19 protein-coding genes are annotated in these 22084 nt (G+C 53.6%); 8 read left to right on the top strand and 11 right to left on the bottom strand.

All coding sequences use genetic code 11. The features are described from left to right. Positions 1-89: 89 nt before the first annotated feature. Both uxaC and NFS31_RS12540 read left to right on the top strand, forming a co-directional pair. The gene (gene uxaC, locus NFS31_RS12545) at positions 90-1496 is read left to right on the top strand and encodes a glucuronate isomerase (RefSeq protein ID WP_251495549.1); all 1407 of its coding nucleotides are present in this window, start codon (positions 90-92) and stop codon (positions 1494-1496) included. Positions 1497-1954: 458 nt separating this feature from the next. Then, positions 1955-2914, top strand: coding sequence for an AEC family transporter (locus NFS31_RS12540; protein WP_251495546.1), 960 nt, complete (start codon positions 1955-1957; stop codon positions 2912-2914). 836 nt (positions 2915-3750) lie between these two features. On the opposite strand, the gene atpC is transcribed toward NFS31_RS12540, so the two are convergent. From atpC to NFS31_RS12490, 10 genes are all read right to left on the bottom strand, one after another. After that, entirely contained in the window at positions 3751-4155 is a 405-nt protein-coding gene (gene atpC / locus NFS31_RS12535) for an ATP synthase F1 subunit epsilon (protein WP_160305474.1), read from the bottom strand. A 20-nt stretch (positions 4156-4175) separates the two neighbouring features. Beyond that, entirely contained in the window at positions 4176-5576 is a 1401-nt protein-coding gene (gene atpD / locus NFS31_RS12530; RefSeq protein WP_251495543.1) for a F0F1 ATP synthase subunit beta, read from the bottom strand. 15 nt (positions 5577-5591) lie between these two features. Then, a complete protein-coding gene (gene atpG / locus NFS31_RS12525) occupies positions 5592-6455 on the bottom strand; it encodes an ATP synthase F1 subunit gamma (protein WP_251495541.1) in 864 nt (287 codons plus the stop codon). Positions 6456-6480: 25 nt separating this feature from the next. Beyond that, positions 6481-8004: a F0F1 ATP synthase subunit alpha gene (gene atpA / locus NFS31_RS12520; protein ID WP_251495538.1), complete on the bottom strand. Its 1524-nt coding sequence runs from the start codon at positions 8002-8004 to the stop codon at positions 6481-6483. Positions 8005-8018: 14 nt separating this feature from the next. Further along, the gene (gene atpH / locus NFS31_RS12515) at positions 8019-8558 is read right to left on the bottom strand and encodes an ATP synthase F1 subunit delta (protein ID WP_251495537.1); all 540 of its coding nucleotides are present in this window, start codon (positions 8556-8558) and stop codon (positions 8019-8021) included. Further along, the gene (gene atpF / locus NFS31_RS12510; protein WP_251495534.1) at positions 8555-9058 is read right to left on the bottom strand and encodes a F0F1 ATP synthase subunit B; all 504 of its coding nucleotides are present in this window, start codon (positions 9056-9058) and stop codon (positions 8555-8557) included. Before atpF ends, atpH begins: the two co-directional genes overlap by 4 nt. A 45-nt stretch (positions 9059-9103) precedes the next feature. After that, positions 9104-9385 carry an ATP synthase F0 subunit C gene (atpE, locus tag NFS31_RS12505; protein ID WP_160228048.1) on the bottom strand — a complete coding sequence of 94 codons (282 nt, stop codon included), beginning with the start codon at positions 9383-9385 and terminating at the stop codon, positions 9104-9106. A gap of 74 nt (positions 9386-9459) precedes the next feature. Further along, positions 9460-10221: a F0F1 ATP synthase subunit A gene (locus NFS31_RS12500; RefSeq protein ID WP_160305478.1), complete on the bottom strand. Its 762-nt coding sequence runs from the start codon at positions 10219-10221 to the stop codon at positions 9460-9462. Positions 10222-10263: 42 nt separating this feature from the next. Beyond that, positions 10264-10668, bottom strand: coding sequence for an ATP synthase subunit I (locus NFS31_RS12495; protein ID WP_160228050.1), 405 nt, complete (start codon positions 10666-10668; stop codon positions 10264-10266). A 104-nt stretch (positions 10669-10772) separates the two neighbouring features. Then, entirely contained in the window at positions 10773-11033 is a 261-nt protein-coding gene (locus NFS31_RS12490; protein ID WP_160305479.1) for an AtpZ/AtpI family protein, read from the bottom strand. Between the two features lie 189 nt (positions 11034-11222). Between NFS31_RS12490 and NFS31_RS12485 the strand changes: the two genes are divergently transcribed. From NFS31_RS12485 to NFS31_RS12475, 3 genes are all read left to right on the top strand, one after another. Continuing rightward, positions 11223-13175, top strand: a complete 1953-nt coding sequence (locus tag NFS31_RS12485) for a sigma 54-interacting transcriptional regulator (protein ID WP_251495532.1) — start codon at positions 11223-11225, stop codon at positions 13173-13175. A gap of 251 nt (positions 13176-13426) precedes the next feature. Further along, positions 13427-14383, top strand: a complete 957-nt coding sequence (locus NFS31_RS12480; RefSeq protein ID WP_160305481.1) for a D-2-hydroxyacid dehydrogenase — start codon at positions 13427-13429, stop codon at positions 14381-14383. 65 nt (positions 14384-14448) lie between these two features. After that, a complete protein-coding gene (locus tag NFS31_RS12475) occupies positions 14449-15591 on the top strand; it encodes a glycerate kinase family protein (protein ID WP_251495529.1) in 1143 nt (380 codons plus the stop codon). Positions 15592-15711: 120 nt separating this feature from the next. On the opposite strand, the gene NFS31_RS12470 is transcribed toward NFS31_RS12475, so the two are convergent. Beyond that, a complete protein-coding gene (locus tag NFS31_RS12470; RefSeq protein WP_251495526.1) occupies positions 15712-16947 on the bottom strand; it encodes a 6-phosphofructokinase in 1236 nt (411 codons plus the stop codon). 184 nt (positions 16948-17131) lie between these two features. Here NFS31_RS12470 and NFS31_RS12465 point away from each other — a divergent pair, with 184 nt between their 5' ends. From NFS31_RS12465 to NFS31_RS12455, 3 genes are all read left to right on the top strand, one after another. Beyond that, positions 17132-18049, top strand: a complete 918-nt coding sequence (locus tag NFS31_RS12465) for a nucleotidyltransferase family protein (protein WP_251495523.1) — start codon at positions 17132-17134, stop codon at positions 18047-18049. 105 nt (positions 18050-18154) lie between these two features. Beyond that, positions 18155-19066 carry a hypothetical protein gene (locus tag NFS31_RS12460; RefSeq protein WP_251495520.1) on the top strand — a complete coding sequence of 304 codons (912 nt, stop codon included), beginning with the start codon at positions 18155-18157 and terminating at the stop codon, positions 19064-19066. A 334-nt stretch (positions 19067-19400) separates the two neighbouring features. Further along, entirely contained in the window at positions 19401-21884 is a 2484-nt protein-coding gene (locus NFS31_RS12455) for a hypothetical protein (RefSeq protein WP_251495519.1), read from the top strand. Positions 21885-22084: the final 200 nt, after the last annotated feature.

Genomic DNA, 22084 nt, shown 5'->3' with positions numbered 1-22084 from the left:
GCCGTCCGGAAAGGCGCAAGGGGCTCCCGCCAGCCTGTCCGGACCGCTGTCCGCGGGAATAAAACATATATTTTAGGAGGAATTCTGATATGAAAGCATTTATGGACGAACAATTTCTTTTAAGCACACAGACGGCTCAGAAGCTGTTTCACAATTATGCAGAACATATGCCGATCCTGGATTACCACTGCCATATCAATCCGCAGGAGATTGCCGAGGACAGGCAGTTTTCCAATATCACGGAGGTATGGCTCGGCGGGGATCACTACAAATGGCGCCAGATGCGTTCAAACGGCGTAGACGAGTATTATATCACCGGGGACGCGCCGGATCGCGAAAAGTTCCAGAAATGGGCGGAGACGCTGGAGACGCTGATCGGAAACCCGCTTTATCACTGGTCGCACTTAGAGCTTCAGAGATATTTCGGATACAAGGGCCATCTGAGCGGGGAAACGGCCGAGGAGGTCTGGAACCTGTGCAATGAAAAGCTACGGACGCCCCAGATGAGCGTCAGAAACATCATTAAGCAGTCCGGCGTGACACTTTTATGCACCACCGACGATCCGGTCGATTCGTTGGAATGGCACCAGAAGATCAAAGAGGATAGAAGCTTTGACGTGCAGGTGCTCCCGGCCTGGCGTCCGGATAAAGCGACCAATATCGACGCAGCCATATTCACGGAGTACATTGAGAAGCTTGCAGGAGTCAGCGGCGTGGAGATAAAAAGCTTCGCGGATCTGAAAAAGGCAATTGTAAACCGTATGGCGTATTTTGATGAGAGAGGCTGCTGTGTGTCAGACCATGGCCTGGACTATGTGATGTATGAGCCGGCTGCAGACAATGAGATTGAAGCTATTTTCCGGAAAGGGCTGGCAAAGGAGGCCCTGACGCCGGCGGAGATTGCGAAGTATAAGACTGCGTTTATGCTGTTCCTCGGAAAGGAATACCACCGCCTTGGCTGGGTGATGCAGCTTCACTACGGCTGCAAGCGCAACAATAACGGCCTGATGTTTGACAGGCTTGGGCCGGATACGGGATATGACTGTGTCAATAATTATGCCCCCGCCAGCCAGCTTGCGGATTTCCTGAACCACCTTGTCAGCACGGATCAGCTTCCGAAGACGATCCTCTATTCGCTGAACCCGAATGATAATGCTGTGATTGGAACAATTCTGGGCTGCTTCCAGGATTCCAGCGCCGCAGGCAAGATCCAGCAGGGCTCGGCCTGGTGGTTCAATGATCACAAGACAGGGATGACGGAGCAGATGACGTCCCTCGCAAACCTTGGCATGCTGAGCAACTTTGTAGGAATGCTGACAGATTCCAGGAGCTTCCTTTCTTATACCAGGCATGAGTATTTCCGGAGAATTCTGTGCGAATTGATCGGGGGCTGGGTAGAGAATGGAGAGTATCCGGATGATGAGGCGGTTCTGGAGAGGATGATTAAGGGGATTTGTTATAATAACGCGGCTGCGTATTTTGGGTTTGATTTGTAGGAGACGCTGTTAGGCGTTATATGCCGGAAATCCTGCTCTAGGGGTTTCCGGCGATTTTTATGCAGAAGGGCTGCCCCTGGCGGCCCGCTCACGACATCTCTTTAGTTCATAACATGATACCAGGGTCTAAAGGTCTAAAATTCGATGCAGGCTCGCTTGGATGAGGATTTTTGAACCTGGGACCTGCCAAAAACATGAAAAAGGAGCCCGATCAGGGCGGATTTTGAATGTTTTTGAGGATTGCGGGAGCACAAAGTACAGAGCAATCCGGCATCAAAGGGGTCAAAAGACCTTTTGACCCCGACATCATAACATTTAAGTATGAACAGCAGCCTTCAAAAATCCCGCCCTCGGCCTCACACAGAATCAGTTGAAGCCAGCCCCCATATATGCTAGAATTATAATAAGAAATCCCCAAAATGGATCTATATATTCCGTTTTAAACAGGGATCAGAGAAATGGCAGGTAGACAAATGGAAAGCTTTCTGATTGCGGTAAATGCGGTAATGCCGTTTTTAATCTACATCTCGTTCGGGTACGGGGTAGTGAAGAGCGGCCTGGCGGACGAGGCGTTTATGAATAAACTGAATAAGGTGGTTTTCAGGGCGTTTTTTCCGCTGCTTATGTTTAACAATATGTATCAGCTCAAGCGGGATTTCAGCCTGAATCTGACGCTGGTGGCGACGGCAGTTTTAAGCGTCCTGTTTCTGCAGGCGCTTTTGCTGCTGGTTGTGCCCAGGCTGGTGAAGGAGAACCCGCGCCGGGGCGTTATTATCCAGGCCATATACAGGAGCAATTTTGTATTGTTTGGGATTCCGCTGGCGGCGAATTTGTTCGGCGATGATGGTTCGGCCCTGGCTTCGATGATGGTCGCTATCGTGATTCCGGTGTATAATGTGACGGCGGTTATCATTCTGGAGATGTTCAGGGGCGACGGAGGAAAGACGAATCCTCTGGTTCTGGTCAGGAATGTGTGTACAAATCCGCTGATTCTGGGGGCGGCTGTGGGACTTGTCTTTTTTGCACTGAGAATCAAACTGCCGTCCTCAGTGGAAGGGCCTGTGTCCCAGTTTGCAGGGATGACAACGCCGCTGGCGCTGTTTGTGCTGGGCGGCACGCTTCATTTTTCAGCGATCCGCGGTAATCTGAAGTATATCGTTCCGTCCATGACGCTCAAGCTTGCGCTTCTGCCTCTTCTGATCACGGCGCTTGCTACGGTTCTGGGATTCAGCAATGTGGAACGGTTCGTAATTTTTGAGATGTACGCCACGCCGGTGGCGACTGCTTCCTACTCTATGGCTCAGAACATGGGCGGAGACGGGGAGCTGGCGGGCCAGTTTGTGGTGCTGAGCACGGCCGCGTCGGTTGTGACGATTTTTTTGTGGGTGTATCTGTTTACGAGTATTGGGTTTATTTAAAGGCGTTGTACTTATCGTTACTGTGCTAAGGATAGTATTCCGATTCAAGTCCGAATAGAAGATGAAGTCATGCATATCAGTAGTAACGCCTGTGTATTTCCAAGTGACTGGACAACGGAAAATCTTATGAAAACCCAAAATCCAGACCATATAATCCGGATTTGGCGAATACCTTTTTCAGAGCGGGGTAAATAGAATCATGGGGCGGGGTATTCAAAAAATTTGTGAAGAATGTGACTTGATTGGCGCTAAGATTCCTGGATATAACATTCTTGGAGATGATATTACAGTTAAGTTTACTGCGATATCAAATAAAATTTCTAATAGGACAAATGATGTCCGAAAAGAAAAGACTATGAATGCGATGGTTTTAGGACTTATAACTGTTTAAACGGACATTTCATTGTCCGAAATAGCTGACCGTTTAGGTGTGTCATATAAAACCATGCAAAGGCAGTGGAAGACTTAAAAAAGATTGGCGTTATCGAAAGGATTGGTGGAAGAAGAAAAGGATATTGGAAGATAAATGAGAATAGTTAGTGATTACTGCAATATTTTCTTTATATTATTTTTGGATAGGTTTCTAAATTTATAACGAAAAAAACCGCCAGCCAGAAAGAGCATTCGTCAAATCGCTCTTCCCGCCCGGCGGGTTTTATTCCCGCGAGCAACGAGCCAAGTGGGCATGCTTGCATGCACATTTGGCGACTGCCGCGAGGGTCAAATACTCCGCTGCTCTGCAGCGCTGCAAGTTTGATGCCTCGCTGCTTGCAACGGGGGTGTTGAACTTTATATCTGCATCAATTCAGGCCCAGGCATTCTGTCTGCCTGCCGCCTTACTCCCCGGCGGTTCCGATCCGGACAAGCGCCCGGTGGAGTCTGGCCTCCGCAAGCTTTAAATCCTTTTCCGAAAGCCCGGTCTGCTTCATGATCCCTTCGGCCTTCTGCTTCGACGTCCGGGCGCGATCCACGTCGATCTCCTCTTTCCACTCCCAGGTGGTGGGGATCAGCCTGCACACGCCGTTCATGACGGAGAGCATGCCTCCGATACAGGCGGCGCTGCGCTTGCTGCCGTCCTCTGTCACGATATGCGCGGTTCCCATACCGATGGCTGTGCAGTAATTGCAGTGCCTGGCCAGAATCGCCAGATCGCCGTGGATGGTGCGGCAGGATACGCTTTGCACCTGTCCGTCAAAGACGAGACGGTCCATGGATACAATTTGTAAATGGAAGGTTGCCATAGCGTTTGCTCCCCTCCCTTCTACAGCTTCTGATTCTTTGCTTTTTCAAATACATCGTCAATCGTTCCGGCAAGTAAGAAGCAGCTCTCCGGAATCTCGTCGCATTCGCCGTCCAGAATCAGTTTAAATCCGCGCAGCGTCTCCTTTAACGGCACATACTGTCCCGGCATGCCGGTAAACTGCTCGGCAACCGAGAAGCTCTGGGACAGGAAACGCTGTACCTTACGCGCTCTGGAAACGGTCAGCTTATCTTCCTCGGAAAGCTCATCCATACCCATGATGGCGATGATATCCTGCAGCTCCTTATAGCGCTGCAGCACGCGCTGAACGGAACGGGCGATCTCATAGTGCTCGTTTCCCACAACCTCCGGGGACAGGATACGGCTGGTGGAGTCAAGGGGATCCACGGCCGGGTAGATACCCTGGCTGGCGATCTCCCTGGAAAGCACGGTCGTAGCGTCTAAGTGGGTGAAGGTGGTGGCAGGCGCGGGGTCTGTTAAGTCATCGGCAGGCACGTAAACGGCCTGTACGGAGGTGATAGAGCCCTTCTTGGTGGAGGTAATCCGCTCCTGCAGGGCGCCCATCTCCGTGGCCAGCGTGGGCTGGTAGCCTACGGCGGACGGCATACGTCCAAGCAGCGCGGACACCTCGGATCCGGCCTGTGTGAAACGGAAAATGTTGTCAATGAACAAAAGTACGTCCTGATTCTTCACGTCACGGAAATACTCCGCCATGGTAAGGCCGGATAAGCCGACACGCATACGCGCTCCCGGCGGTTCATTCATCTGGCCGTATACCAGGGCTGTCTTGTCTATAACGCCGCTCTCCTTCATCTCGCCGTAGAGGTCATTTCCCTCACGGGTGCGCTCGCCTACGCCGGTGAATACGGACAGTCCGCCGTGAGCGGTCGCCACATTGTGGATCAGCTCCATGATCAGCACGGTTTTTCCCACGCCGGCGCCGCCGAACAGGCCGATCTTACCGCCCTTTGCATAGGGGCAGATGAGGTCTACGACTTTAATGCCGGTTTCCAGAATCTCGGTCGCGGGCGTCTGCTCCTCATAGGAAGGAGCCGGACGGTGGATGGCCCAGCGCTCCTTTGCCTCAGGGGCGGGCATCTCGTCCACGGGCTCTCCCAGAAGGTTAAATACGCGGCCCAGGCATGCGTCCCCGACCGGAACGGTGATGGGGCTGCCCGTATCGATCGCGTCCGCGCCGCGCACCAGGCCGTCTGTGGAGCTCATGGCGATGCAGCGGACCACGTCGTCCCCGACCTGCTGGGCGACTTCAGCCACCAGCCTGCGGCCATTTACATCAATCTCAATCGCGTTCAGCAGCGCAGGCAGCTCACCCTCGTTATAACGGATGTCAAGTACGGGGCCGGTTACCTGAACCACCTTTCCAATATGTTTCTCACTCATATAACAATCTCCTCATCAGGGCTGCTCGGCGCCTGCCACAATCTCCGTAATTTCCTGAGTAATGCTGGACTGACGCGCCCTGTTATAATAAAGGCTGAGCTGTTCAATCATCTCGCCTGCGTTCTTTGTGGCAGCATCCATGGCGGTTCTTCTGGCGGCCAGCTCGCTGGCCACGGACTCGCACATAGCGCCGTAGATTAAGCCTGCCAGATACTCTGGCACAATGGCGTTAAATACACTCTCGCTGTCCGGCTCATACAGGATCAGGGAACGGATATGCTTCGGATCATGTCCGTCTTCCTTTTCCGTGAAATCGTCAAGGGGCAGAAGAGAAGAAACATCCGGCCTCTGCGAAAGCATGGAAAGAAAGCTGGTGTAGCAGAGAGCAATGTGGCCGAAATCTCCTTTGCAGTAGGCGCTGCACAAAAGCTTTGCCATCTCAAAACAGTCAGACACAGAGATGTCCCCTGCCTCGGCGAATTCTTCGGTCAGAATGTGTACCTTCCGGCGCTTGCAGTAGTCCACCGCCTTCTTTCCGATGGGAAGGATCGAATAGTCCTTTCCCTTTGCCTGGCTCTCCAGCAGCTTAAACAGATTGGAGTTGTAGCCCCCGGCCAGTCCCCGGTCGCCGGCGATAATGACATAACACCATTTCGGGCTGTCACTTGCTTTGGTATAAGGGGATGTAAAGTCCGTATTGCCGGAGGCAATATCCGTCAGCGTGTCGTGGAGTGTCTGGAAATAAGGGCGGCTTAAATCAGCGCGCTCCTTAGCCTTACGCAGCTTGGAGGATGCTACCAGCTCCATTGCCTTTGTAATCTGCATGGTGCTCTGTATGCTCTTCATACGGAGCTTCACGGCTTTCATATTAGCGGCCATGGTTTTCCTCCTTTATAAAAAAGCATCATGATCTTGTTTTCAGGAATTTATCCGTATAATCATTCAGAGCGGTTTTCAGCTTCTCCTCTGTGTCCTTATCCAGGTTTCCGGTGCTCTTTATGGCGCTCATGGCAGCCGCGCCGTTTCCGTCTGTGTCGAGGAATGGGTACAGACCCGCCTCATATTCCTGGATATCAGCCGTCTCGATCCGGGTCAGAATTCCGTTTACCGCGGCGTAGAGGATCGCGACCTGTTTTTCGACCGGTACGGGCAGGCTGCGGCCCTGCTTTAATACCTCCACGATACGCTCGCCCTGAGCCAGACGCGCCTTGGTGTCCGCATCCAGATCCGAACCGAACTGAGCAAAGCTCTGCAGCTCGCGGAACTGAGAGTAAACCAGCTTCAGCGTGCCGGCCACCTTCTTCATGGCCTTTATCTGGGCGTTGCCGCCTACGCGCGACACGGAGATACCGGGGTTTACGGCCGGCATGATGCCGGAGTGGAACAGCTCTGTCTCCAGGAAAATCTGCCCGTCTGTGATGGAAATTACATTGGTCGGAATATACGCCGAAACGTCGCCGGCCTGCGTCTCGATCACCGGAAGCGCCGTGAGAGAGCCGCCGCCTTTTTCGGCGGAGAGCTTCGCCGCGCGCTCCAGCAGACGGGAATGCAGATAGAATACATCGCCCGGATACGCCTCACGTCCCGGCGGACGGCGGATCAGCAGGGACAGGGCGCGGTACGCCACCGCATGCTTGCTCAAATCGTCATAAATAATCAGGACATGCTTGCCCTGGTTCATAAAATATTCGCCCATCGCACAGCCGGAATACGGCGCGATGTACTGTAAGGGGCTGGGCTCAGAGGCTGTGGCAGCCACGATAATCGTGTAATCCATGGCCCCGCCTGCGGTTAAGTCGGACACAAGGCCCGCCACGGTGGAACGCTTCTGGCCGATGGCCACATAGATACAGATAACGTCCTTGCCCTTCTGGTTTAAGATCGTGTCTGTGGCGATCGTCGTCTTACCGGTCTGCCTGTCGCCGATGATCAGCTCGCGCTGGCCTCTTCCGATGGGAATCATGGAATCAATGGCCTTGATGCCTGTCTGGAGCGGTTCCTTTACAGGCTGGCGGTCGCAGATGCCGGGCGCCTGGGATTCAATGGGGCGGAACTCGCTCGTCTCAATGGGGCCCGCGCCGTCGATGGGCTGGCCGATGGCGTTTACAACACGCCCGATCATAGCTTCGCCTACAGGTACGGAAACAACCTTTCCTGTGCGCTTTACGGTCTGCCCCTCGCTGATCCCCTGATCAGAGCCGAGAAGCACGGTAGAAACGCTCGCTTCTTCTAAGTTCTGGGCCATTCCGAAGGTGCCGTCCTCAAATTCCAGAAGCTCGCCGGACATACAGTTGGTAAGCCCGCTCACTCTGGCGATACCGTCTCCGACCATCAGTACGGTTCCGGTTTCGCTCTGCTCAATGGCATTCTGGTAATATTTGATCTGGCTGCGAATGACCTTGGATATTTCTTCTGGTTTTAATTGCATTCCATTCACATCCTTTATACGATGATTTCGGTAATCTTCTTACGCAGGCTTAAAAGGCGCGCCTGGGCCGTGCCGTCGAGCTGCTTTCCTTCCAGCTCCACGCGCAGTCCGCCCAGAAGGCCCTCATCCACCTTCTGTGTAAGTACGATGGTTTTCTTGCTCATGTCCTCCAGGCGCTTCTTAAGGGCCTCGGCCTGGGACTCGCTTAAGGCGACGGCGCTTGAGACGACAGCCTCCGCGATATTGTGATCCGCATTGTAGCGCGAGCGGAACTCGTCGCAGCAGCCGCCAAATTCCCGCAGCGCGCCATTTTCACATAAAATCCCTAAAAAATTCAGAAGATAGGGCTGAATCTGGCCGTCGAAGGCTTTATTAAGGAGAGCGACCCGCTCTGTCTTGGGGATGGACGGCTCGGATAAAAGAACCAGATAATCGGGATTCTCCCGGAAAATCTGACGGATCGAATCCATCTCCTCCATCACAGGCTCTGTGAGCGATTCTTCAGCGGCAAGGTCATAGAGGCTGCCGCCGTAAAGCTTGGCAGTTTTTGTCATGATGCCTCACCTACATTCTCAATAAACTCGTCGATCAGTTTTTTGTGATCCTCTTCATTGATCTCGCGTTCCACTACCTTGCCGGCAATTTCCATAGCAATGCCGCCGATCTCATTTTTGATGTCGTTGACCGCCTTTTTCTTCTCCTGAAGAATATCGGCCTCGGCCTTTGCCTTTAAGTTCGCGGCCTGGGACTGGGCGTCGTTTATGATCGCCTCGCTGCGTGCGGCAGCGTCCTTCTGCGCGTTCTGGAGAATGGAATTTGCCTCGGCCTTTGCCTGGGTTAAGCTGTTCTCGTAGCTGGATTTTAAGGTCATGGCCTCATTCTTTTCCCGCCTTGCCTGCTGGATCTCAGCGTCAGCCATCGCCTTGCGCTTATCCAGCATGGCGTTGATCGGCTTGAACAGAAAACGTTTTATCAGGTACATCTGTATAAAGAGGTTCAGGATCTGGGCAATAAAGGTCCACGGTATAATAGTTACTAATTCCTGTGTTTGCATCTTTCCCCTCCTGTCTTGTGGAAATTACGATTTTCCGCAGAGTGATTAGCCCAGGAAGTTCATGAATGCGCCGGGGGCTACGAAGATGAGCAGCAGGCCGGTTACAAAGCCGTAGATACCGGTTGTCTCTGCGATGGCGCAGCCAAGGAGCATGGTGCTCGTCACGTCGCCCTTGCATTCGGGCTGGCGTCCGATGGCCTCAAGGGCCTTTGCGACCGCGTTACCTTCACCAATACCAGGTCCAACACCGGAGATAAGGGCGCAGCCTGCGCCGATTGCGCAACCTGCTAATGCAATACCACGAGCGAGCAACTGAAAGTCTGTCATAATGATTTCCTCCTAACTGAATTTAAAAATAGGTGTGTTGAAAATTGCCACACAGGGAGGCGGCGGGAACCGCCTTAACCTTCCGCGGCGTTGGCGATATACATAATTGTCAGCATACTGAAAATAAATGCCTGCATCACGCCGGAGAACCAGTCGAAATAAACGCCGGCGATAGCGGGGATGCCCACATCAAGGAACGGGATACTTCCCAGAACCTGTCCCAGCGCGCCCGGAAGCCAGCCAAGCAGCGCGGTGGTCGCGACGGCAAGAGAGGCATAGATCAGCGTACTGATTACAACGCCGGACAGGATGTTGCCGAAATGACGGCAGGCCATGCTGACAGGCGTCGCGAGCTCAGACAGAACATTAAAAGGGGTCATTACCGGGATTGGCTGGGTAAAGCCCTTTAAGTATCCTGCAAGGCCGCCGGCTTTGATCTTGTTTGCCGTGATCATGATAAACACGACAACGGCCCAGGCCGCCTCAGTGGAGAGATCGGCTGTGGGGCTGCGCAGCCCAATCAGGCTGATCAGGTTTGATACAACGCTTGTCGCAAACAGGGCGGCTACGAACGGGATCAGTTTATCGAACCGCGTTCCGCCGGTATTATTGCGGACCAGATTGTTCGCCATTTCCACAAGCATCTCGGCAAAAGCCTGCCGTTTTGAAATGTTCTCCACTCTGAGATCTCTGGTAAGCCAGATACAGGCCCCTGTAATCAGCGCCATCACTATCCAACTGACTACAAGCGTCTGTGTGATCAGAATATCGCCCAGGATGGGAATGCCTGTTGGAATCCTGTAATAAATGACGGGACCTGAAATATCAATATTCATGCTTTCATGTTCATCTCCTTTCTGTTAAATTTTAGTTGGTTTTTATTTTATTATACCCAGCATGCCCCGTAGCTTAATACACATACTGGGTAAAAATAACGGAATGATGCCTGCCGCGGCGTTAAAGCAGGGCAGCGCGAATGCCAGTACCACCCACAAAAGCTGTGACAGGGTGCGGAAGCGGTAGCTGGCCTTCATGGCCTTATAGGCTTCGTCCTGGTTGTCTGTGCCTGTGATTTTCTGGATCGTGAGCCCCATGAAAAAGAAATTCGCACAGGCGACCGCAGAGCCGGCGAGTCCGGCGGCGATCACCCTGTAATCAAAGGGAACCGCATCGGGCACAGACCGATGAAGAAGCCAGAATGCCAGAAACATGACAAAAGCGCCGGCAAAAGTTCCTGCCGCGGTATAGATGCTTTCCTTTTTTACGGCGGGCTGAATCTGCATGGGCAAGATGTCTCCTTTCTATGAAAGCTATATATTGATTTTGCAGCTGACGTAAAGAATCCCGCCGGCCTGAACGTGTACAGGGGATGCCGCGCGGGCAGAAGCTATTTATGCTCATTAAAACCTACGCCGGTTTTTCTCTTCGTATTCTCCTGCTTCATAATGGCAAGATACACCTTCCAGGCCGTCGCGGCAGATCCGCCGAGGCCAAAAAAAAAGCCCGGAAGGTAGATCCAGCCGGCCATGGAAAAGCGGTTGCACAGCCAGTTGCATAAAAGAATACATATAAGAAGCGGGGCCGCCAGGGACAGCCCGATCTGACTCAGCATAGTAAGATGTCGAAAAATATCAGGCCAATCCTTCATAAATTCCTCCAAAATTTACACAGCTTGTTTCGGCGCGCAATCCGAAATGGATGTAAACAATAACAATTCTATCCAATTATATATCATTTTTATGCAAATCACAAGTTTTTTTGGGAGAAATACGCGGCTTGAGCTTTTGTTTTTTATACGATATAGTTATAGTGAAAGAAATACAGGACAGCCGATGGGATGCGCGGCGCGGGAGACAGTAAGGCAGTTCAGACAGGAAAGGGGGAACGGCGCATGATCCGGATTTGCTGTATTACGTATAAGGATGTGGACAGGCTGGTGCGCGAGGCGCTGGAGTCTTATCAGGACAAAGAAGTGGAATTCAGCATCGTGGAAGGCCTGCGGACCGAGATCCTCGAAGAGGAGAAGCGGAAGGTGATTGAGGGAGCGGATGTCGCCATCGCGGCCGGAGCGAACGCGCAGATCGCGGCGGCCGCCTTTCAGATACCGGTGCTGCAGCTTCGCATTACGGATTTTGATTATCTGACAGCGGTTGAGCAGGGGCTTAAGCTGGGGGGTGCGCCTGCGGTGGTCACATACCAGCAGCCCATATCGAAGAGTATGAAGGAATATCTGCAGATCATCGGCAGAGAGGTGGAAAATATTGTCTATGAGGATACGGAGGAGCTGCAGGAGGCGCTCTCCGACAGCCGGGCGGATGTGATCATCGGGGCGACGCACGCCGTGGAGGTGGGGAAACGCCTGGGCCGGAAGACAGTGCTGCTTTACCCGAGCTTTGCCTGCATCCTGGACACCATTGCCGAGGCAAAGAACCTGGCCAGGGAGCTTGAAAAGGAGCGGAATAAGAATCAGTATATCAACGGGCTTCTGCACTGCAGCGTCAACGGTATTTTTCTGGTGGACAGCTTATGCAGAGTCATTGACTTCAATCAAAAGGCGGTGGAGCTGGCGGCCATAGAACGTGAGAAATTAAAATATTCGTATTTGGATCAGATCCTGCCGAATTTAAAGCTGAACGAATTTGTCTGGGGCAGCGCACAGGAAGCGCTGCGGATCATCAGGCTGGGAGGAAAGGAGATGTTCTGCAATATCGTGCGGCTTGACAACCGCCGCTCCCAGTTTGACGGCGCGGTGATCATGATGTATTACTTAGACGAATTAAAGCATCAGATCCGTCAGGGAGAAAAGGAGGAACGCCAGAGAAAAGAAAAGGGCTTTAAGGCAAAACGGAATTTTTCGGATATCATCGGTTCCTCCCTGGCAATCCGCCGGTGTATTGAGGATGCAAGGTTCTATGCGGAAAGCGAGTCGAATCTGATGGTTTACGGCGAGACGGGAACCGGGAAGGAGATATTCGCGCAGAGCGTCCATAACCAGAGCAGGAGAAAAAATGAGGCGTTTATCGCAGTCAACTGCGCCGCCCTGCCGGAGAACCTTCTGGAAACCGAGCTGTTCGGCTATGACGAGGGCGCGTTCACCGGGGGCCGCAAGGGAGGCAAAAAGGGCTTGTTTGAGCTGGCGGATCACGGAACCCTGTTTCTGGACGAGATCGGCGAGCTCTCTCCCGGTCTGCAGTCCAGGCTTTTGCGGGTGCTTCAGGAAAAAGAGATCATGCATGTGGGCGGGCAGCGGATCATCCCTGTGGATGTGCGCATCATTGCAGCTACCAATAAGGGGCTGGAACAGATGGACGCCTCGGCTTTCCGCCGGGATCTGCTGTACCGCTTAAATGTGCTGGAGTTAAATATCCCGCCTCTTCGGGAACGGGAGAATGATGTCGCGGAGCTGTTTGATTTCTATTATAAGAAAAAACGCGATATGAGCATCCATCAGGTCGAACTGACCGAAGGGGCGAAAGAGATTCTTAAATTGTACCACTGGCCCGGAAATATACGGGAGCTGCAGAACGTCTGCGAGCGCTTCTGCCTGTATCTGAAGCAGTCGGCAAGGTGCAGCGACGCGCTGATCCGCAAATGCATGATCCGCGCGGTGGGGGAGGAAAGGCTTAAGAATAATATCCTTGAATCGTATGATTTCAGGGAAAAAGGCGCGACTCCGGAGCTGGTGGGGGCGCTTAAGAGGATATTTTCTTATAACCGGGAGCAGATCGCAAAGCTGCTTGGGATCAGCCGGACGACGTTGTGGCGGGCAACGAAGGGGGAGCAGGAGTGAGCTTCAATGTGTTTCAGATAACAGGAAAATGTGTTTTGTGAAACATTTTTGGGGATAAGCCTGTGAAACCGCGGCAGAATTGTGAATAACGGACAGGCGGGAGAGTCCCTGTTTTCAGGCGGAGATTTTTTGGCGGGGAAAAAAGGGAGTTATGGCACGAAAATTGCATGCTTTATTTGGATGGGATATATTGATAATTGCTGTCTCATCAAGAATCAGAGGAATAAAATGTGAAAAAGGAGGTTTATTGAGTGAAGATCATTGTTTTAGACGGATACACGGAGAATCCGGGAGATTTGAGCTGGGGGCCGCTTAAGGCGCTGGGGCAGACGGAGATCTATGACCGCACAGAGGCCGGGGAGACGGTCAGCCGGATCGGCGACGCGGAGGCGATTCTGACGAATAAAACGGTTATTACGGACGAAGTGATGGAGGCGTGCGGTAATCTGCGGTACATAGGAGTGCTGGCAACCGGCTATAATGTGGTGGATGTCGAGGCTGCAAAGAGGCGGGGGATTACGGTCACGAATATCCCGACTTATGGGACCGATGCGGTGGGCCAGTTTGCTATCGCGCTTTTGCTGGAGATCTGCCATCATATCGGACATCATGACCGCACGGTCCATGAGGGGAGATGGGAGAACTGCCAGGACTGGTGTTACTGGGACTATCCGCTGATTGAGCTGGCGGGCAAGACGATGGGGATCATCGGCTTTGGGCGTATCGGGCAGGCGACAGGACGGATGGCGGCGGCGCTGCGGATGCGCGTGCTGGCTGTGGATGAATATCCAAATGAAAGCGGCCGGGCGCTTGCGGAGTATGTGGATCTTGAAAAGCTTCTTGCCGAGTCGGATGTCATTGCCCTGCACTGTCCGCTGAACGCGTCCACACAGGGGATCATCAATAAGGAAACGATCGCGAAGATGAAGGACGGCGTGATCCTGCTCAATAATTCCAGGGGGCCCCTGGTTGTGGAGGCCGATCTGGCGGAGGCGCTGAACAGCGGGAAGGTTTACGGCGCGGGCGTGGACGTGGTTTCCACTGAGCCGATCCGCGGGAATAATCCGCTCCTGACTGCTAAAAACTGCATCATAACGCCTCATATAAGCTGGGGGGCGAAAGAAAGCAGGCAGAGGCTGATGGATATAGCGGTGGATAATTTAAGACAGTTTATGAACGGCGTTTCGGTGAATGTGGTGAATCAATAAAGCGATCGCGCGGATGCGGTGAGCGGGAGGGGCCGGGCGGCCGTATAGCGGAAAGGGGATTGGTTATGAAATTTGTATTTGCATCGGATTCGTTTAAAGGATCTCTGTCATCCATGGAAATCGCAGAGCTTTTGAAACAGGAGGCGCGCGCGTGCTTTCCGGATTGTGAGTGCGTGTGTCTTCCTGTGGCGGACGGCGGGGAGGGGACGATGGAAGCCGTTCTGCAGGCGCGCGGAGGCGTTTTACTGGAGACAGAGGTCCTGGATCCTCTGGGGAGGCGTATCCGGGCCGCGTACGCGGGCCTGGACGAAGACCGGGCCCTGATCGAGATGGCCGCGGCCTCGGGCCTGCCGCTTTTGCGCCCCGAGGAGCGCGATCCCCTGGAGACGACCTCCTTTGGGACAGGGCAAATGATACGCGACGCCCTGGAGCGCGGATACCGCCGGATTACCATTGCGATCGGCGGAAGCGCCACGAATGACGGCGGCATGGGGGCCATGCGCGCATTGGGGATCCGTTTTCTGGATAAGGATGGAAATGAGCTTTCCGGAAGGGGAAAGGATCTGGAGAGAGTCGCGGGGATCGATGAGACAGGCATTTGTCCCCTTATACGCGGGGCCCGCTTTACCGTAATGTGCGATGTCAAAAATCCGCTGACCGGCCCGGATGGGGCGACTCTCACCTTTGGGGCCCAGAAAGGCGGGACGCTTAAGACGCTGGAGCGCCTGGAACAGGGGATGCGGCGGTATGAAGAGGTTTTAATAGAGGCGTATGGGCCGGAGGCCGGCCGGCGGGAGGGATCCGGCGCGGCCGGGGGCCTGGGCGCCGCTCTGGCCGTATTTCTGCATGCGGAAATGAAACCGGGTATAGAAACGGTTCTGGATCTTGTGGAATTTGACAGAAAGCTTAAGGGCGCTTCCCTGGTTGTGACAGGAGAGGGGCGGCTTGACTGGCAGTCCTCCTTCGGAAAGGTTCCCGGAGGCGTGGGCGGGCGCTGCCGCCTCGCCGGAGTTCCTGCCGTAGCGATTGTGGGCGGCATGGGAAAGGGAGCGGAAGAGATCTATCGGCACGGGATCAGCAGCATTGTCACAACGATCAATGGGCCGATGCGAACAGAGGAGGCGATGGAGCGGGCTGAAGAGCTGTATTCATGCGCTGCCCGGCGCATGTTCCGGCTTTTTGAGGCTGGTACATCATTGCGTAAGTAACGGTAAATTCAGCGCCTGCTCTTTGCGCCGGAACCGGAAGGAAAGTCAGAACTGTCATGTAAAAAGCCGCTGCGCCATCCGGATACCGGAATAACTGCAGCGGCATTATCATCGCAAAGCTTATTTATTTTTGTGGTATAAATACCGCGGGATTCCATCCACCATAACAGGGGATACATCGCCCTGAATCAGGGGGCGGACATAGTTGATGAATTCTTCGGTTACGTAGGTGCCGTCCTCATTGATCCACTCTCTGGGAACCGTCTTTTCGACATTGGACACCTTATGCACATTGCGCAGATCCGTAGTGGACTGGTAGGGGTCGTCCGAGAGGCGCGTCAGGATAACCATCTCGCCGGTATCGCCCTCGTCCGCAGCCTTAACGGCAGCGCCGCCGACCTGGAACGCCTCCAGGATATCAATACGGGATGCCAGATGGGAGGCGGCTCTCTGCATGGAGCTCAGCTCAATGCTTCTGGTCTTGCAGCCGATCTCCTGGGAGAGGCGGCGCGCCAGATAATTGGCTGTGCCGGTGAGCTGCTTGTGTCCGAATGCGTCAACAAAGTCAATGCCGTCTGTCAGCTCGCATACATACCGGCCGTCTGACAGGCGGATTCCCTCTGATACGGCTACAACCACGAACGCTTTCTGCTCTAAGAGAGCCCTTACGCGGGCCAGGAAATCATCAATATCAAAGGCGAGCTCCGGAAGATAGATCAGATCCGGGCCGTTGCAGTCCTCGCCCCTCGAAAGCGCGGCGGAACCGGTCAGCCAGCCGGCATTGCGGCCCATGATCTCAACAATCGTAACAAGGCCCTTATTGTACACCAGGGCGTTGCTGTCCTGGATAATCTCCTTAACGGAGGTGCCGATGTATTTGGCGGCGCTTCCATAGCCAGGCGTGTGATCCGTCAGGGCCAGATCATTGTCGATCGTCTTCGGCACACCGAGGAACTTCGTGGGATGGCCTTTTAAGATCGCGTAATCCGAGAGCTTTTTAATGGTATCCATCGAATCATTGCCGCCAATGTAGATAAAGCACTCAATATTTAACTTATCAAGAATTCCAAAAATCTTCTCATATGTCTCAATGCTCTCGTGAATTTCCGGAAGCTTATAACGGCAGGAGCCGAGATAAGCGGCGGGCGTCCTCTTAAGAAGCTCAACATCCAGGTCGCTCTGGATGTGCTCGGATAAATCGATATAGTTCTCATCCAGAAGGCCCTCGATCCCGTGCCGCATGCCATATACCTTCGGGGCTCCCCTGTCAATGGCTGTACGGTATACGCCCGCAAGGCTGGAGTTAATGGCTGCAGTGGGACCGCCGGATTGTCCAACAATTACATTTCCTTTCATGATTCATTCCTCCAAAGTTTTTTATTAACGTTATTATATCAGCTTTGCCTGATTTCAACAACAAAATGATCGCATAATTTAACATATTTGCACAAAAAGGCCCGGTATGCTATAATGTCCGCAGGTACAGAAACTTTATGAGTGTGTATACTGTAACAGAGAATATACAATGAGGAGAGGAAAAATGAAACAAACTGCACTGGTAATCATGGCTGCCGGGATTGGAAGCCGCTTCGGTGGCGGGATCAAACAGTTGGAGCCGGTAGGGCCCGGCGGAGAGATCATTATGGACTATTCGATCCACGACGCCCTGGAGGCGGGATTTAACCGTATTATCTTTGTGATACGCCGTGATTTGGAGAAAGATTTTAAGAGGGTGATTGGAGAGCGGATCGAGAAGATCGCTCCGGTTTCCTATGCATATCAGGAACTGGAGGATCTTCCGCAGGGTTATACGGTCCCCGAGGGGCGCCAGAAGCCCTGGGGCACAGGCCAGGCTGTTTTGAGCATCCGGGACATGATCCGGGAGCCGTTCCTTGTGATCAACGCAGACGACTACTACGGCAAAGAAGTGTTCCAAAAGATTCACGATTACATGGCAAATGAGATGGACGAGGAAGCCTCTGTCTATGATATCTGCATGGGCGGATTTATCCTTTCCAACACCTTAAGCGAAAACGGCGGCGTGACCAGAGGCGTCTGCGAGGTGGCAGAGGACGGCAGCCTTCAAAAGGTGACGGAGACTTATAATATAGAAAAGAAAGCCGATGGGATGTACGCCACGGATGAGGACGGGAATCCGGTGGAGGTGCGCGCGGATCAGTACGTTTCCATGAATACCTGGGGTCTGACGCCCGCCTTTGTAAAGGAACTCGAAAAGGGCTTTCCGGAATTTCTGTCCGGGCTTAAAGAGGGGGATATTAAATCCGAGTATCTGCTTCCCGCAATTATTGATAAGATGATCCGGAGCAAACGCGCCAGGGTGACGGTGCTGGGGACAAAGGATCGCTGGTTTGGCGTGACGTATAAGGAGGACAAGGAAAGCGTGGCGAATTCCATCCGGGATTTGATACGGTCCGGGGTGTATCCGGAGAGACTGTAGCGGGCTGGGAAGAAAACACGATATAACAAAGAGAACGTACACATTTTACGTCTATCCTGCATATGATACCATATAACCGAATGCCATGGGAGGTATGGGAATCAGATGCAGGATTTTTTTGGCAGAGGACTGAGAGGCCAGGAGGCCGTGTCCAGGCCGGAACCCTACCAGTTATATCGGCGGGATCAGAATCTTTTGCCGGAAGCTCAGAGCTTAATCAGAGATTTTGAGTATTTTAAGAGCATGTACCCATTAGGAGCAAGACGGCTGCAGCAATATGTGGAAGAGGTCTGCGATGAAATGGAATACGAGGGCAGCCCTATTTATGATGAATACCCGGATCGTATTCTGATAGAACAGATGCTGCAGAAAATCAGCCTGAAAGCAGCCGCCCTGCAGATGCAGGAGCCGGAAGAGGCCGCATGGGATCCGGCTGCAGGCGAGCCGCCGGCCCCGCCGGCAGCCGCAGCGCCTGAAACGCAGTCATCTGCCGCGCAGGAACCGCCCGCGGTTCTGCCGGAAGAATCTATCCCTGCCGGGCCGGCGGCCGGCGCTCCGGAAGAAACACAAATCCAGGAGCTTAGATCCAGGCAGGATCCCGCATATGTGCGCGTATCCTACGGCCCGCTTCGCGGAGAATGCAAAAAAGTCCCGGAGGGATATCAGACCTGGGAAACCGCCCCGGTAAAAATCCAGGAGGCCAGAGCCGTCCGCGCACAGGACGCCGCCAGTCCAAAGCGGGGTCCGTGGGGTCCGCCGCCGCCCGGCCCATGGGGTCCGCCCCGTCCGCCGCAGGGCCCGTGGGGGCCGCCGCCCCCGCCGCCGCCCGGCCCGTGGGGCCCGCCACGCCCCCCGCAGGGTCCCTGGGGTCCGCCGCCCCCGCCGCCGCCCGGTCCGTGGGGCCCGCCGCCCCCGCCGCCGCGCCCGGGAAAGCCGAACTTCCTTGGAGATCTGTTAAGTGTCCTCCTGTTTAACGAACTGCAGGGAAGACGCTGCCGCAGCGGGCGCTGCAGATAAAGCCTGTCCCCCAAAAGGCTAACATAGATGAAACATAAAACTGCCTTATGATTAAAATGCCGCGGCAAAGAGAGACAACGGATTATCATCCCAATAGCCGGCCAACAGTACAGCCGGGAGCGGGCCATATATCCATAAGGAACCCAGAGAAAACCGCCGGCGCTTTTCTCTGAGCGGAAGCGGGGTTCCGTTGGATATATGGCCCGCTTGCGGCGTCCCTCTCACGTCAATTGTCCCACTATCTGTAAACGAACCAATAGTATTTTCCCCCAACCTGTGTTATAATAACCAACAGCAGACCAACCCCCTCAGCTATTCAAAGGAAATTCTATATATGAAAAAATTCATCAGGAAAAATTTGATTTTACTGTTTATATTTATAGCCGCCATTCTGGCATATTTTGGCGTATCCCTGTTAAAAAGTGAAGAGGACAGCGCAGTCTATACGTCCATTGAGGACGCAAACCTGCCGGTTGCCCATATGGAGATCTTCGGAAGGCGTATGAACGCCCTGTACGGCTTTGTGGAAAACCTCCCCAGAAGCGCCGGCCGGGGCGATCTGACGCTTCTGCCTCCGGATCGGCAGCTCCAGGTATATTTTGCCGATGTGGATTCCCGTGTCCTGGGGATCCGGTATGAGATTCGCAGTCTGGACGGAGAGAGACTGGTCGAGCGGACGGATCTTGAGGAGTGGCGGACAGAGGAAGACGGGATCCACGCAAAGCTTCCCATCCAGAACCTTCTGGCTCAGGATGAGGAATATTTAATGACGCTCACCCTTTCTACAGAGGAGCATCCGGCTGTTTATTATTTCACAAGGATTGTCTCATCCGAGAATTCCTATATTGAGGCCATGCTTCAGCTTGCGATGGATTTTTCGGAGAAATCCTTTGATTATAATGAAGCCAGGGCCCTTACGACCTATCTGGAGACGGATCTCAATGCGGATAACAGCACATTGGGCAGGACGAGCCTGAAAAACAGTTTTACGCAGCTTACCTGGCGCGGCATGGGGATGACGCGGCTCAGCGAGGCTTCGGTTCATCTGAAGGAAATGCAGGGCATTATGTGTACGATTGAGCTGGAGTATGTGGCCGGGCGCGAGACGGAGAGCGGGAGCGATGAATACTATGACGTGACGGAGAGCTTTACCATGCGCTGGGGCACGGAGCGAATCTATATGATGGACTATGACAGGCGCGTAAATCAGATTTTTTCCGGCGAGGATCGGCTGTACTGGGATCGGCGGATTATGCTGGGAATTTCCGATGAGGACGAGCTGCAGGCGGTCAGCGATTCGTCAGGGACCTATAAGGCATTTGTCGCGAACCGTGCGCTCTGGCTGTTTGACACGGTCAGCCGGCAGAGCACAAAGGTATTTGCGTTCCGCAAGAGCGAGGACGATCTGCGCATGAATTTTAACTCGCACAGCGTGCGGATCTTATCAGTCAGCGAGGAAGGCAGTATCGATTTTCTGGTTTACGGCTATATGAGGCGGGGAAACCATGAAGGTACGACCGGCGTGGCATTCTACCGCTATGAGAGCGCGGACAATGCCCTGACCGAACGGCTCTATCTTCCGGTGGATGAGGATTACGGAAGTCTTCGCCAGGATATCGGCAGGCTGAGTTATTTGAGCGACAATCATACGCTTTACCTCTACCTTGATCACGCTGTATACGGTGTGGATCTGCCCGGAAAGGAGTATGTGGTCGTGGCGGACGGCCTGACGGAGGAGAATTTCGCCGTCAGCGCCGACGGGGCGAGGATCGCGTGGCAGGAAGGGGATGATATTTACAGCTCCTCCAGACTGAATGTGATGGATTTGACGACCGGAAAAAAGGATGAGATACGGCCGGGAGACAATGGAGCCATCCGTCTGGTTGGCTTTGTGGGGAGCGATCTGGTTTACGGCCTGGCGCGTGAAGGGGATACCCTGACTTCGGGCGGACGTATCACAGGACTCCCCCTCTATGCGGTCGAGATAGTCGGAAGCGGGATGGAGACGGAAACCCGGTATGAAAAGGATGGTATTTACCTGCAGAATGTGGAGATAGAGGACAGCCGCGTCCATCTGACGCGCATGAGGAGAAACGGCGCTTCCTATGAGATAGTGGACGAGGATACGCTGGTGTGCAATGAGGAGGTCGTGATGGATCCCCTGGACGGCATCGGATACCTGGCGGACAATGAATATGGCCGCATCTATTTTGTTCAGCTTGAGAGCGGGGAGACGCAGGGTCGCGATATCCAGATCCATGTTCCGAAAAAGGTGGTGGCAGAAGAAAATAATACAATCTATCTGAAGGCAAACCATGATTTGAAAGGCAGAGTCTACTATGCGTACAGCCAGGGCCGTATGAATGGGATGTATGTAGATTTTACCAGCGCAGTCATGGCGGCTTACGACGGGATGGGACTGGTGACCGACGAAAACGGCTGTGTGTTCTGGAACCGGGTAAACCGGAGCCCGGCAAGGACGATCCGTGAAATATCCGGGGAAGAGACGCTGGCGCGCCGGTATCTGTCAGAGCTTGCGAGGGGAGAAGAGATGTCATCGGACGGCGTCTGCTTCATCGACGCCCGCGGCCTTTCCTTGGGGCAGGTTCTGTATTTCGTCTCACAGGGAAAGCCGGTAGCGGCCTTTTTAGGGGATGACAGCTATGGGCTGATCTACGGTTATGATCAGTACAATATTTCGTGCCTCTGGTACCCGGGCACAGAATATGCCTACAGTGATAAAATGGGGCTAAACGACGCCACAGCCTTTTTTGAAAGCACAGGCAGAAACGATTTTGTATGCTTCCTGGAGCAGTAACAGGGAAATCGCGCCTTTACAAATCGGCGTTTTGTGGTTATAATATCCACAAAAGGGCTTTTATGCACACGGGCGCCCAGAGGAAGATTGTCAGCCAGCGCTGACGGGCGCGCGGCGGGCAGGGGAAGAATGTTATTCCCTGTTCGATTGTGCCTGCCTGATTCAACAGCATATAGCGAGTATTCGTTTCAATATATAGA

Source organism: Otoolea muris, from assembly GCF_943193115.1.
GTDB lineage: Bacteria > Bacillota > Clostridia > Lachnospirales > Lachnospiraceae > Otoolea > Otoolea muris.
The sequence above is the reverse complement of the archived record's forward strand: the minus strand, read 5'-3'. Positions and strand labels throughout refer to the sequence as shown.

Excerpts from the sequence above, each read along its gene's own strand:
- atpC (WP_160305474.1), bottom strand. The coding sequence starts at position 4,155 with ATGGCAACCTTCCATTTACAAATTGTATCCATGGACCGTCTCGTCTTT.
- uxaC (WP_251495549.1), top strand. The coding sequence starts at position 90 with ATGAAAGCATTTATGGACGAACAATTTCTTTTAAGCACACAGACGGCT.
- NFS31_RS12490 (WP_160305479.1), bottom strand. The coding sequence starts at position 11,033 with ATGAAGGATTGGCCTGATATTTTTCGACATCTTACTATGCTGAGTCAG.
- NFS31_RS12455 (WP_251495519.1), top strand. The coding sequence starts at position 19,401 with ATGAAAAAATTCATCAGGAAAAATTTGATTTTACTGTTTATATTTATA.
- NFS31_RS12540 (WP_251495546.1), top strand. The coding sequence starts at position 1,955 with ATGGCAGGTAGACAAATGGAAAGCTTTCTGATTGCGGTAAATGCGGTA.
- NFS31_RS12500 (WP_160305478.1), bottom strand. The coding sequence starts at position 10,221 with ATGAATATTGATATTTCAGGTCCCGTCATTTATTACAGGATTCCAACA.
- NFS31_RS12495 (WP_160228050.1), bottom strand. The coding sequence starts at position 10,668 with ATGCAGATTCAGCCCGCCGTAAAAAAGGAAAGCATCTATACCGCGGCA.
- NFS31_RS12465 (WP_251495523.1), top strand. The coding sequence starts at position 17,132 with ATGAAACAAACTGCACTGGTAATCATGGCTGCCGGGATTGGAAGCCGC.
- NFS31_RS12485 (WP_251495532.1), top strand. The coding sequence starts at position 11,223 with ATGCGCGGCGCGGGAGACAGTAAGGCAGTTCAGACAGGAAAGGGGGAA.
- atpA (WP_251495538.1), bottom strand. The coding sequence starts at position 8,004 with ATGCAATTAAAACCAGAAGAAATATCCAAGGTCATTCGCAGCCAGATC.
- atpD (WP_251495543.1), bottom strand. The coding sequence starts at position 5,576 with ATGAGTGAGAAACATATTGGAAAGGTGGTTCAGGTAACCGGCCCCGTA.
- atpG (WP_251495541.1), bottom strand. The coding sequence starts at position 6,455 with ATGGCCGCTAATATGAAAGCCGTGAAGCTCCGTATGAAGAGCATACAG.
- atpE (WP_160228048.1), bottom strand. The coding sequence starts at position 9,385 with ATGACAGACTTTCAGTTGCTCGCTCGTGGTATTGCATTAGCAGGTTGC.
- atpF (WP_251495534.1), bottom strand. The coding sequence starts at position 9,058 with ATGCAAACACAGGAATTAGTAACTATTATACCGTGGACCTTTATTGCC.
- atpH (WP_251495537.1), bottom strand. The coding sequence starts at position 8,558 with ATGACAAAAACTGCCAAGCTTTACGGCGGCAGCCTCTATGACCTTGCC.
- NFS31_RS12460 (WP_251495520.1), top strand. The coding sequence starts at position 18,155 with ATGCAGGATTTTTTTGGCAGAGGACTGAGAGGCCAGGAGGCCGTGTCC.
- NFS31_RS12475 (WP_251495529.1), top strand. The coding sequence starts at position 14,449 with ATGAAATTTGTATTTGCATCGGATTCGTTTAAAGGATCTCTGTCATCC.
- NFS31_RS12470 (WP_251495526.1), bottom strand. The coding sequence starts at position 16,947 with ATGAAAGGAAATGTAATTGTTGGACAATCCGGCGGTCCCACTGCAGCC.